The 11,209-nt window shown below is 35.0% G+C and carries 13 protein-coding genes; 4 read left to right on the forward strand and 9 right to left on the reverse strand.

What is annotated here, in order from left to right; translation table 11 throughout:
• Positions 1-109: 109 nt before the first annotated feature.
• The 4 genes from map to ACSR9O_RS23580 form a co-directional block, all read right to left on the reverse strand.
• Positions 110-850: a type I methionyl aminopeptidase gene (gene map, locus ACSR9O_RS23565; protein WP_101226155.1), complete on the reverse strand. Its 741-nt coding sequence runs from the start codon at positions 848-850 to the stop codon at positions 110-112.
• Between the two features lie 313 nt (positions 851-1,163).
• A complete protein-coding gene (locus ACSR9O_RS23570; protein ID WP_260356704.1) occupies positions 1,164-1,394 on the reverse strand; it encodes a hypothetical protein in 231 nt (76 codons plus the stop codon).
• A 111-nt stretch (positions 1,395-1,505) separates the two neighbouring features.
• Positions 1,506-2,150 (reverse strand): YczE/YyaS/YitT family protein, encoded by a 645-nt coding sequence (locus tag ACSR9O_RS23575; protein ID WP_402940535.1) that lies wholly within the window; start codon positions 2,148-2,150, stop codon positions 1,506-1,508.
• 648 nt (positions 2,151-2,798) lie between these two features.
• Complete coding sequence (locus ACSR9O_RS23580; protein ID WP_260356702.1) at positions 2,799-3,344, reverse strand: TetR/AcrR family transcriptional regulator; 546 nt, start codon at positions 3,342-3,344, stop codon at positions 2,799-2,801.
• A 222-nt stretch (positions 3,345-3,566) separates the two neighbouring features.
• Here ACSR9O_RS23580 and ACSR9O_RS23585 point away from each other — a divergent pair, with 222 nt between their 5' ends.
• From ACSR9O_RS23585 to ACSR9O_RS23600, 4 genes are all read left to right on the forward strand, one after another.
• Entirely contained in the window at positions 3,567-4,322 is a 756-nt protein-coding gene (locus ACSR9O_RS23585) for a carboxymuconolactone decarboxylase family protein (RefSeq protein ID WP_402940532.1), read from the forward strand.
• Between the two features lie 18 nt (positions 4,323-4,340).
• Positions 4,341-5,087: an SDR family oxidoreductase gene (locus tag ACSR9O_RS23590; RefSeq protein WP_260356700.1), complete on the forward strand. Its 747-nt coding sequence runs from the start codon at positions 4,341-4,343 to the stop codon at positions 5,085-5,087.
• 33 nt (positions 5,088-5,120) lie between these two features.
• On the forward strand, positions 5,121-5,531 hold the full coding sequence (locus ACSR9O_RS23595) for a cupin domain-containing protein (RefSeq protein WP_260356699.1): 411 nt from the start codon (positions 5,121-5,123) through the stop codon (positions 5,529-5,531).
• 90 nt (positions 5,532-5,621) lie between these two features.
• Positions 5,622-6,344 carry a dihydrofolate reductase family protein gene (locus tag ACSR9O_RS23600; protein WP_260356698.1) on the forward strand — a complete coding sequence of 241 codons (723 nt, stop codon included), beginning with the start codon at positions 5,622-5,624 and terminating at the stop codon, positions 6,342-6,344.
• Positions 6,345-6,521: 177 nt separating this feature from the next.
• On the opposite strand, the gene ACSR9O_RS23605 is transcribed toward ACSR9O_RS23600, so the two are convergent.
• The 5 genes from ACSR9O_RS23605 to sigH form a co-directional block, all read right to left on the reverse strand.
• Positions 6,522-7,673: a DUF4179 domain-containing protein gene (locus ACSR9O_RS23605; protein WP_491725204.1), complete on the reverse strand. Its 1,152-nt coding sequence runs from the start codon at positions 7,671-7,673 to the stop codon at positions 6,522-6,524.
• Positions 7,657-8,184: an RNA polymerase sigma factor gene (locus ACSR9O_RS23610; RefSeq protein ID WP_202190668.1), complete on the reverse strand. Its 528-nt coding sequence runs from the start codon at positions 8,182-8,184 to the stop codon at positions 7,657-7,659. Before ACSR9O_RS23610 ends, ACSR9O_RS23605 begins: the two co-directional genes overlap by 17 nt.
• A 298-nt stretch (positions 8,185-8,482) precedes the next feature.
• Positions 8,483-9,322, reverse strand: coding sequence for a tyrosine-type recombinase/integrase (locus tag ACSR9O_RS23615; RefSeq protein ID WP_491725205.1), 840 nt, complete (start codon positions 9,320-9,322; stop codon positions 8,483-8,485).
• A gap of 214 nt (positions 9,323-9,536) precedes the next feature.
• Positions 9,537-9,980: a GNAT family N-acetyltransferase gene (locus ACSR9O_RS23620; protein WP_491725206.1), complete on the reverse strand. Its 444-nt coding sequence runs from the start codon at positions 9,978-9,980 to the stop codon at positions 9,537-9,539.
• A 396-nt stretch (positions 9,981-10,376) separates the two neighbouring features.
• Entirely contained in the window at positions 10,377-11,024 is a 648-nt protein-coding gene (gene sigH / locus ACSR9O_RS23625; protein WP_202187501.1) for an RNA polymerase sporulation sigma factor SigH, read from the reverse strand.
• Positions 11,025-11,209 lie beyond the last annotated feature (185 nt).

Here is an 11,209-nt window from a genome sequence, read left to right on the forward strand (position 1 = left end):
TTAATGACAGCTCCGATCTTCAGCTAACGCACCCGTTAGTTTAAGTACATTTATTTACAATCATAAAGTCTAAATAAGGCTTATAATTTTAGATACTTCATTGTTTAAATTAAAGTGTGACAATAATCGGACCATTTTTAGTAAGAATAATCGTATGTTCTAATTGAGCTACATAGCTTTTTTCTGTAGCATAGGTCCAATCGTCTTCTTTTTGGAATACTTCTTCTTCAAAGGTTGAGATGAATGGTTCGAATGCGATAACCATCCCTTCCTTTAATATTTCATTATCCCATGGATCATTATAATTTAAAATATGGTCAGGTGCTTCGTGTATTCTACGACCAACACCATGTCCTGTAAGGTTTTTGATAACAGTGAATCCATGCTGTCTCGCAGTTTCGAATACTGCTTTTCCGATTCTACTTTTTTTGGAACCGGGTTTTGCTTTCTTAAGACCTGCTTCAAATGCCTTTTTAGCAACGTCGCATAATCTCGTTAATACTTCTTCTCCTTCTCCTACTACAAATGAGATTCCTGTATCTGCGAAATAACCGTTCTTTGAAGCAGATACATCTATATTTACTAGATCGCCTTCATGAATAACCCGATGACCTGGAATACCATGTGCCACTTCTTCATTAAGACTAATGCAAGTGTAGCCAGGAAAATCATATTCACCTTTTGGAGCTGAAACTGCACCTGCTTTTTCTAAAAGTTCTCCGGCTATATCATCTAGTTCTTTGGTCGTTATGCCAGGAATTGTTCTTTGTACCAATTCATCTCTAATTGAGGCAATAATTTTGCCAATTTCCTTCAAACCATTAAAATCTTCTTCTGTTTTTGCAATCATTTTTTTTACCTACCTCATTATCTTTTATCATCATAAAACTATATAAGTACTAATTGTACCTTTACTTTCTCAAAAAATAAAAGCAATGTAAATTATTTGGTACAATACCCCTCAGCTGAATTTTTCTTCGATCAAGAAAAAGACCACAAAAAGGAGCTGTTACATATGACTATACTATTAATTGGATTTACCTTCCAATTTTTTATAGAGTTAAACTGCCCCGTTAGTTCCATAAGAAAAAGCTGCCTTAAAGACAGCTCCGATCTTCAGCTAACGCACCCGTTGGTTCAACAAGAATATATCAACATTTATTTTACCACTCAAAATCCATATAAATTTCTGAAAGTAGTTTTTCTTCGATTGTTCCGTATTTAAAAAGAGCCTCAGAAGTTTCAAACTCTTGAGTATAGGCACCTCTGACTCGCGTAAGATAATATGCACCTGGATTTTGGCTTATCCAATATTCTTCATTTTGATATATAAATGAGTATTCTTCCCCGATTGCTATACCTTCTTGGAACTCAATAAACTCTTTTAAAGTCATCTTCCCACCACCTGTGAGCTTTTATAAAATTATACCTCTTATTAAACTAACCTGACCCGATAGTGGAATAAGAGCACGCAAGGAGGTGACCAAAGGACATCCGCCTTCCAATTATAACGGAATCTCAAATTGTCCCTTTCGCTTCTGCTCCAAACTAACGATAAAGGAGCGCATCAGCTTCATGGAAAACTGAAAGATCGGGCTTTGAATAAAGGTATATGCAAACGTCATAATAAACACTGGACCTCCAAGGATGAACCCGATAATCAAGATGAGGCTCTCGACAACGATTCTTGCCCAACTGACCGATAACCCGGTTTTTTCCGAAACGGAAAGCATGAAACCATCCCTAGGACCAGCCCCAATTCCCGCAGCCACATAAATTCCTCCGCCAATTCCGGTTATGATGATACCCATCAACAAGATGAGTATATTCAACCACCAATGCTCCGTTTCATGAGGAAGAATGTCGAGATGCAAAAAGAAATCCATGATCGGGCCGATTGACAAGGCATTTAGAAAGGTACCAATATTAATATACTTCCTATCCACGACAAAGGTGATCAACACAAGTACTAAACCACACATGACACTCCACGTACCAATTGTGAACCCGAACCGCTCGAACAGGGCGACGTTTAAAACCTCCCAAGGATGCAGCCCCAAGGATTGAACATTCACAGCAATCGCATTCCCTAATCCAAAGAAAGTTAATCCAAGAAAAAAAATAAAATACCGTAATAGCCGCAATGCCATCTCTTCACCTCTACACCTTATATATCCATCTACTATAGATTAAGAAGGTTAAATGAACAAGATTAAATGAACCCAAGATGATCTATCCAAATCAAAAGTTGTTACCAAATGATTAACAGTGAAGTATATAAAGAAGTTCCTTAAGGTGGTAGGTTATTGCAGAACTGCCGGAGAAGTTAATATAATATTCCATTCCCTAGATAGGAGGGTTATAAATTGGAAAAATAATTAGTAACTATGGCTCAAATCGCAAAACAATTAAACACGTTACTTTAAGAAAAATAGTCAGTCCACCCCTTCGGGATCTAGTAAACATTTGTATTTGGTCCAAATTATTTTTATAAAAAACATTTAGCAAAATTCTTGGTACATCAAAATGAATAAAATTACTTGAAGAAAATAAGAAGTCATTAGTAAAGATTGTTTTCCCAGTCAGTTGTGCATCTTTAATTACCCACTATAAAATCTATTCAAGAATCGCGCCCGATTACTGAAGAACGAATATAAAACCTTGGTACCAAATGGCATCGTCATTTATTTATGATACGGTTCACCGCACCTATTCAAGCAGTGATTTTTTAAAAACTGTCAGCCTTTTAATTTTACACTTCTACTTTAAATCGACGCTGCTGAGAAACTATCCTTTAACTATAAATTCCTATCTAACAAAAGCCCCACTTGTTCTGCCACGACTTGAGTCGGTTCTGATAATCCATTAGTGAACCACGCTTCTACTATTTCTACTATAGCTGCTCCAAAGAATTTAAGAATTAAATCCTTACTTAAACCTTGATTTTTCCCTTCAGTTACATCTACTTCACCCTCTAACTCTTGGATTACAAATTCCAGGAAATGACTACGAAAAGCAGGGGCTCCTTTACTCCCTAACATTGTTGAAAAGAATGAACTATTAAGTTCAAAGTATTCAAACCAAATCAGATTTCCCTCGACAAAATTCAATTCAGATGCCGATTCGCACAGTATCCTTAGTTCGTTAATATGTTCTTCAATAAGCTTATCCAGTAAATCAAATTTATCCATGTAATGGTCATAAATCGTTCTGCGACCGACATTTGCTCTGTCGGAAATATCCTGTATCGTAATATGATCAAAGCTTTTTTCAGACATTAGTTCAATAAAAGCATTTTTTATTGCTTCTTGAGATTTTTGTACTCTTCTATCTACCCTTGACATTGTAGTTTTCACCAATCTTTCTTAAAAATTATCGCACAATTTCAATTAACTTGTGCAATAACGCACAAATCCTGGCGTTTTGATTGTTGCAGACATCCTCTTTTCATTTTACATTATATACAGATGTGCGATACCGCATCAATATATGATTTACTAACACATCAAATTTTACTACCTTGGAATAATAGAAGAGTTAATTAAATCCAAAGAGGGGGTTTAGTTATGGACCGTGTTGAAAAGAGCCAGGAAAAGTTCAAACAGCTATTTGGTGAGGGAGTAACTGCCGCACATGCTACTGATCCTGATTTTCAGGACATTCTAAGCCATTTCATTTTCGGGGAAGTATTTTATCAAGGTAACCTTGACGATAAAATGCGTGAGTTGATTACCCTGGTGGTTCTTGCGACCAATCAAACATTGCCCCAACTAAAAGCACATGTTAGTGCTGCACTGAATGTGGGGCTAACAGCTGTAGAGATCAAAGAGGCTGTTTACCAATGTGCTCCGTACATTGGATTCCCGAAAACGTTAAATGCTATCAATGAAGTCAATGAGGTTTTCAAATCCAAGAATATTGCGTTACCAATTGAAAGCCAAAAGAATGTTGTTGAAGATAATCGTTTTGACAAGGGACTTTCAGTACAGGTAGAGATTTTTGGTGATGTCATTGCAAAAGTGAGAGAAGGCGCACCAGAAAATCAAAAGCACATACAGGATTATCTCTCCTCTTTTTGCTTCGGAGACTTCTACACCCGGAGCGGACTTGATTTGAAAACACGAGAGTTGTTAACACTCTGTATCATAACTGCTTTAGGTGGTGCTGAAGGTCAAGTAAAAGCACATGTGCAGGGTAACAAAAATGTGGACAATGATAAGGAAATTTTAATCACCGCAATCACCCACTGCCTTCCATATATAGGTTTTCCAAGGACATTGAATGCATTAACATGTGTGAACGAAATTATTCCTGAAAATTAAGAAAGGGTGTTATTTATTATGTCAAATATTCAAGATAAAGTTGTCATTATTACAGGTGCTTCTTCTGGGATTGGAGAAGCTACTGCAAAAGAACTTGCCTCTAAAGGTGCAAAGTTGGTACTTGCAGCTCGTCGTGAAGATCGTTTAAAGAAATTACAAGATGAAATTAAAAACAATGGTGGACAAGCTATTTATAAAGTAACAGATGTTACTTCTCGTCAACAGATGGAAGAACTCGCTGCATATGCTCTTAATGAGTTTGGAAAAATTGATGTGCTAGTCAACAATGCTGGAATCATGCCACAAGCTTTTCTTGCAGAAAATAAAGTGGATGAATGGGATATGATGATTGATGTTAACGTCAAAGGTGTATTGTATGCTATCGCTGCTATCGTTCCATCTATGAGAGAACGCAAATCAGGTCACGTTATTAATCTTTCTTCTGTAGCTGGACATAACATCTACCCTGGTGGAACGGTATATTGTGGTACTAAATTTGCTGTAAAAGCCATTTCTGAAGGTTTACGCCAAGAAGAAGCAATGAGTGGCACGGATATCCGTGTAACAAATATCTCTCCTGGAGCTGTTACAAGCGAATTGTTAGAAACTACAACAGACCCAGCAATGAAAGCAGGATTAGATGAATTTTACAAAGCTGCCATCGATTCTGACCGTATCGCTCGTGCAATAGCCTTTGCAATTGAACAACCATCTGATGTAGGAATTAATGAAATGATTATACGCCCCACAGTTCAAGTAGGTTAATAATAAAAAATATAGTTTCATGGAGGAGTTAAAATGGCAAAACATGAAGAAGTAAAAAATGGCGTCATTTTCCCAGTGGGTGAGAAAAATGAAGCATATGCAGAATATTTCGTGGGACAAAGTTATCTTAAATCATTAATTGCTGACCCTAAAGTGAGTGTTGGTGTAGGGAATGTGACCTTTGAACCAGGATGCAGAAATAACTGGCATATTCATCGTGATGGATTCCAACTTTTATTAGTAACTGGTGGCGAAGGTTGGTACCAAGAAGAAGGTAAACCTGCTCAATTCTTAAAAGCTGGAGATGTTATTGTCACCCACGATGGTGTAAAACACTGGCATGGTGCTACAAAAGATAGCTGGTTTGAACACATTGCAATCACTGCAGGTACACCGGAATGGTTGGAACCAGTAACAGATGAGGAATACAGTAAAGTAAAATAATAGTTGAGGATAGAAAATGCCCTGTTATTCAGGGCATTTTTTATATCAATCCTAGGATTATGATGTGTTCTTATAGAAAGGAGGAATACTTTGGAAAGACCATATATAATATGCCACATGCTGACATCATTGGATGGGAAAATAATTGGGGATTATTTGGAAGAAGAACGTACCCAATATTTTATTGACGAGTATGAAAAAATTCATGAACGTTACGGATGCAAAGCATGGATGTGTGGCAGGATTACCATGGAGGAAAACTTTACCTTTGGACATAAATTAGATTTAACACATGAAAACATTCCGTCAATACCAAGAACTGATTATGTAGCAACTACAGATGCTAAAACTTATGCAATTGCAGTAGACCCTTCTGGGAAATTAGGATGGACAAAAAACTACATTTCAGAATGGAGCGAGAATAGGACAGAAGATCATATAGTAGAAGTTCTTACAGAGCTAGTCTCTGATGCTTATCTTGCTTATTTACAAAAAATAGGTATTTCGTATATTTTCGGTGGAAAAGAACAATTAGATTTTATGGTAGTAGTTCAAAAGTTTAAAAAATTATTTTCAATCGACAAAATAATGTTGGAAGGCGGGGGCGTTTTAAACGGAGCGTTTCTAAATGAGGGTTTAATTGATGAGTTAAGTTTGGTCTTAGTCCCAATAGCTGATGGTTCAACTAACTCTTTGACACTTTTTGAATCTAGCTCTCATCTCCCAAATTCAGGACCATTAAATTTTTATTTAAAAGAAATAGATAAATTGAATGATGGCGGGTTTTGGATGAATTATGTTACAAAACAATAGATGAGGAATAAAACAAATTAAATAATAGTTAGTCAAGAATTGCCCTGTTAAACAGGGCTTTTTTAGTAACATTGTTAAAAAGTGTACTTAAACTATCCTGCCCCTTTATTTCTCTATGGAGCTGTTTCCAGCTCCATAGAGAAGTAAAGTACCTGTTAGTTGAAGAAGCAATATATTTTAATTGTGCAATTTCTCATACAATTTCTTATGATCTTTATCTCGTATAATGATTTTATATGGTATTGCTTCAACGGATAATTCCTTCCTTTTTACTTCAACTACCTGTCTTGCATACTCTTCAATTCTTTCAGCTTGCTCTTCAGTCTCCTCTCCTTTGGATAATGAAGTCTTTAAAATGATTTCAAGAGGTTTTGGATGAAAGGAGTAGGCAAAACCATTTGTTTCTTTAAACTTTTTATGTGTTTCTTCCATGACTGCTGTAAAAATAGGCTGCCAATTCTGACCCTTAATTTCGTCTTCACTTTCTCTTTTGACTTCAACTTCAAACTTCTCATGCTTTTTTGCATATATGACATCATGTACATGTTTTTCTATTTGATTCTTCACTTCTTTGTAATGTTGCTCTGTTCCTTCAATCCCCACTTTAACGGAAACCTTTTTGGGGTTCGTAGTTACTCCACTAGCTAAAATGGTATAACCCTTTTCTTCTACAACATCTTGGGTTATTGTAAGTAGTTCATCTGTAAGTTTCTCTAATTCTTTATTTTTTTCACTTGGTTCAACATTATCCCGTACTTCTAATACAACCTCAACTTCATCAATTTTATAAGACTTAGCGCATTTAAAAATAATATCTTTAATTTCATCCCCATGTTCTTGTTTAAAATCTTCATCCTCTACCCAAACAGTGAATGAAGGGGGCTCAGAGGAAAAAAGCCATGACATTCCAACTTCTACTTTTCCTTTATACTCCTTATTCTCGTTTAACTTTTTAGATATCTCGTCATATAAAGCATCTAGCTTTCCTTTCCTGTCATCCGTTTCCTTCAAGCTTTGCACAATTTGATTTATGAAAGAGACTTTTGACACAACCTCTGCCATTGCAGGAGAAATAAAAGCTGAGCCAATAAATAAACCCAATAATATGATTAACGCGATACCAGAGTTTGTAATTTTCCTTATCAAACTTACTTTTTTAATACTAGTTGATAGGAGGGGAATTTTACTTCTCTCTCGGGACTCCAACTTTTCAATATCAGAAATGATTCGTTTTTTCAGTTTTTGTTTTTTCTTTGTTTTCCACAGTAGATCGGCATTTAACTTCTTTAAGGAGATATCTAAATCAGTATCTTCATATTGTTTTTTCATCCAAATACCCCTCCTTTATTAGTTGTTTTTTTAATGCTGGAATAGCTCTAAAAAGAGTCGATTTAACTTTACTCTCAGACCAACTCAATATCTTTGCTGTATCCTCAATAGAAAAACCTTTGATTTTTCTTAAAACGATCACCATTCGATATGTATCTTTGATTTCCCCTAACGCTTTATATAGTTCAGATGATTCCTCTTTTATTCGAATCATTTCTTCAGGCAATGAGTTATTATCCTTTTGCAAAAGAAATACTTCTTTAAAGAACCTGCTGGGTTTACGTTTTCTTAAAAAATCCACCGTTAAGTTGTGAGCAATACTGAATAGCCATGTTCTTTCACTGGAATGCTGATTAAATGAATTATAATATAAGTACGCTTTTACAAAGGTATCATGGGTCAAATCCTCTGCTTGTTGATAATCCTTAACCATCAATAAAATAAAGCTTAAAATAGATTTACTATGTTGGTCATACCAATCTGCAATTTCTACTTTTATGTACTCCGACAAGTTTCCACCCCTCCTTTTCTTAAATTCAATACTTAGACGTAATAATTAAATAAAAGTTGTGCTTTTGCATAAAAAAATCTCTAAAAGTTTAGATTAGAGATCTTTTTGTTTTTATAGAACTGATGTTTATAAGTTGTTTTAGAAATAAGTTCCTCGTTAGATCTAATATTAATATCCTTATGGAACTATCCTGTCCCGATAGTTCCATAAAGAAAAAGCTGCGTTTAAAGACAGCTCCGATCTTCAGCTAAAGCACCCGATAGTTTATTAAGAACAAAATAAAAAGGACCTTGGTCCCTTAAAAATACTTTCTATACAAGTCTCTCCGCATTGCACCACTTAGATATGCATATATTTTTGTGGTTTCACTTTTTTCATGACCCATTAAATTTTGAATCACTTCTAGAGGCGCTCCATTATTCAATAAATTTGTGGCATAACTATGTCTAAGCTGGTGGGGATGAATGCTCTTTTTAATGTCCGTTCTCTTTGCTACCAGTTTTATAATGTTTCTCGCTTGAGAAATACTCATTCGATGGGGTGCGCGTGTTGTCACAAATAGTGCTTCCTCATGATCTTTTCGCTCACTTAAATATCGCTTCAACCATATTTCACAACGAGTATTGAAATATACTTCTCGTTCTTTACGCCCTTTACCTAAAACGATTGCTGATTGATTAGAGAAATTGATTGAGGCCCTATCTAGAGTTATTGCTTCACCAATTCTACATCCTGTTGAATACATAAACTCAAATAAAGCATTTTCGAATGATGTATGACAAGCTTCCCGCAAATGTTCAATTTCCTCTTCAGACAAGTATTTTGGTACCCTTAATTCTAATTTTGGTTCCTTGATTTTGGAAGCAGGATTTCCATTAATTAAATTTTCATCCTGAGCCCATCTAAATAAAGATTTAATAAATCGAATTCTGTGACCCAGACTGGATGGCTTAAGCTTTTCAGCTGCTTTTCCCAGATAAACTTTAAGAGAATTAGTTGAAAGTTCTTGAATGGATATATTTCCAAAACTATTCACCAACAAGTTAAATTGGACATAATAGGCCTTTAATGTTTGTTGAGAATAACCTTGGATTTGCTTATCTGCCTTATATAAACCCCATACATCAGTTAAGATCATACCTGTTTCTCTCCAATCTATACCATATTAATAGACAGTATAGTCAAAAGAAGAACTATTATACTAGATTAGTAGAGTTTTCATTAAACAATAACACCTGTTAGTTAAAGAAGAAAAAGCTGCCTTAAGACAGCTCTGATCTTCAGCTAACGCACCCGTTAGTTCCATAAGACCTTAATATAACTCCAATCCCTAAGCGATAATGACGAGTGTGTTATCTTTGTAAAAGCATATCGACGTGAGGGATATTATCTTCTAAATATGTTTCGGATATAGTTTGAAAACCAAAGGAACTATAGAATTTTCTTAAATAATCTTGGGCTTGAATTTTAACATTTGTTTCTTTTAATTCGTTTTGGATAAAATCTAGCCCTTTTTTTAAAAGTTCCTCTGCAATTCCTTGTCCCCTGTATTCTTTCTTTACAAAGACTCTTCCAATAGAAATTTCTTGATAAGTAACACCTGCAGGTACAATCCTTAAATATGCAATGATTTCTCCATTGTCTTCTTTAAAAAGATGATATGAAAAAGGATCTTTACCATCAACTTCTAGATAAGGACAATTTTGTTCAACCACAAAAACTAAGGTTCTTTCTTTTAAAAGATTGTATAGTTCAATATTTGTTAACTCGTCAAATTTTTTTAAATTCAAACTCATAAAATTTCACCTCTAATTTTTTGTTGCAATGCAATAGAATACCTGTATTAAATCTAATATAACTTTGTTGTATTTGCAACAAAAATAATAATAGAAAGTATTGTAAGCAGAAGAATTCCATTGAAGTTCTGCTGCCTATTCCTCTAGAAAATCATCTCAATTCATTTTAGATTCTTACTCCGTTAAATGTCCCGATTGTTGAACACAAGTTAAACACCACTCTTCAACTAACCTGCCCCGTTAGTTGCATAAGAAAAAGCTGTCTTAAAGACAGCTCCGATCTTCAGCTAACGCACGCGTTAGTGCCATAAGAAAAACGTTACCTCAGCAGGTTGAAATCATTTTCACAAAAATAAACGGGACTATATACCAATTCAGAAAATTCAAATGAAATAATCAGATAGCCACCCTTATCGCCAGTTGCCGTTCAAGTTTTCTTTTTACTCGCTGGAGAGCATTATCAATGGACTTTACATGCGTGTTTAGTTCTTCAGAAATTTCCACATATGATTGTCCATCCATATATAAGGTCAACACACTTCTTTCCAAATCACTAAGCAATTCTGCTATTTTAAGTTCTATATCATTAGCTTTTTCTTGGTTAATGAACAATGCTTCCGGATTCGTTATTTTTTCTCCGGATATCCTATCCATAAGCGTATAGTTTGATTCTTCATCATAAAGAGGCTTATCCAGAGAAACATACGAGTTTAGAGGTACATGCTTTTGACGAGTAGCCGTTTTGATCGCGGTTATAATCTGTCTAGTGATACAAAGTTCAGCAAAAGCTTTAAAAGAGGCCACCTTGTCCTCTCTAAAGTCACGAATAGCTTTATATAGACCAATCATTCCCTCTTGAACAAGATCTTCTTTATCTGCACCAACTAAAAAATATGGTCTTGTCTTCGCGCGAACAAAATTCTGATATTTATTAATTAAAAAAGCCAATGACTCGCTATCTCCACTATGAACCATCTTTACTAAAACTTTATCTTCTAATTTAGCATAATTTTCAATCGGCTGTACTCCGATGTTTACACTCACTCATATCCCTCCGCCAAATTGAGTTATGATGCTTTTTAATAAACTGATAGATTGTGATACTAGCGCTTGTTTAATCCACTTTAATATCTCTTGATCTTTTCTAAAATTATAAAGGACAACAAATGAAAACGCTGTCGAAATATGAAACAATTAAAAATGCTATAAATCTAAGATAAAGATTGATA

Source organism: Peribacillus sp. B65, from assembly GCF_058513295.1.

Bases quoted from the DNA above. Each gene is read 5' to 3' on its own strand.
- map (WP_101226155.1), bottom strand. From the start codon at position 850: ATGATTGCAAAAACAGAAGAAGATTTTAATGGTTTGAAGGAAATTGGC.
- ACSR9O_RS23570 (WP_260356704.1), bottom strand. From the start codon at position 1,394: ATGACTTTAAAAGAGTTTATTGAGTTCCAAGAAGGTATAGCAATCGGG.
- ACSR9O_RS23575 (WP_402940535.1), bottom strand. From the start codon at position 2,150: ATGGCATTGCGGCTATTACGGTATTTTATTTTTTTTCTTGGATTAACT.
- ACSR9O_RS23580 (WP_260356702.1), bottom strand. From the start codon at position 3,344: ATGTCAAGGGTAGATAGAAGAGTACAAAAATCTCAAGAAGCAATAAAA.
- ACSR9O_RS23585 (WP_402940532.1), top strand. From the start codon at position 3,567: ATGGACCGTGTTGAAAAGAGCCAGGAAAAGTTCAAACAGCTATTTGGT.
- ACSR9O_RS23590 (WP_260356700.1), top strand. From the start codon at position 4,341: ATGTCAAATATTCAAGATAAAGTTGTCATTATTACAGGTGCTTCTTCT.
- ACSR9O_RS23595 (WP_260356699.1), top strand. From the start codon at position 5,121: ATGGCAAAACATGAAGAAGTAAAAAATGGCGTCATTTTCCCAGTGGGT.
- ACSR9O_RS23605 (WP_491725204.1), bottom strand. From the start codon at position 7,673: ATGAAAAAACAATATGAAGATACTGATTTAGATATCTCCTTAAAGAAG.
- ACSR9O_RS23615 (WP_491725205.1), bottom strand. From the start codon at position 9,322: ATGATCTTAACTGATGTATGGGGTTTATATAAGGCAGATAAGCAAATC.
- ACSR9O_RS23620 (WP_491725206.1), bottom strand. From the start codon at position 9,980: ATGAGTTTGAATTTAAAAAAATTTGACGAGTTAACAAATATTGAACTA.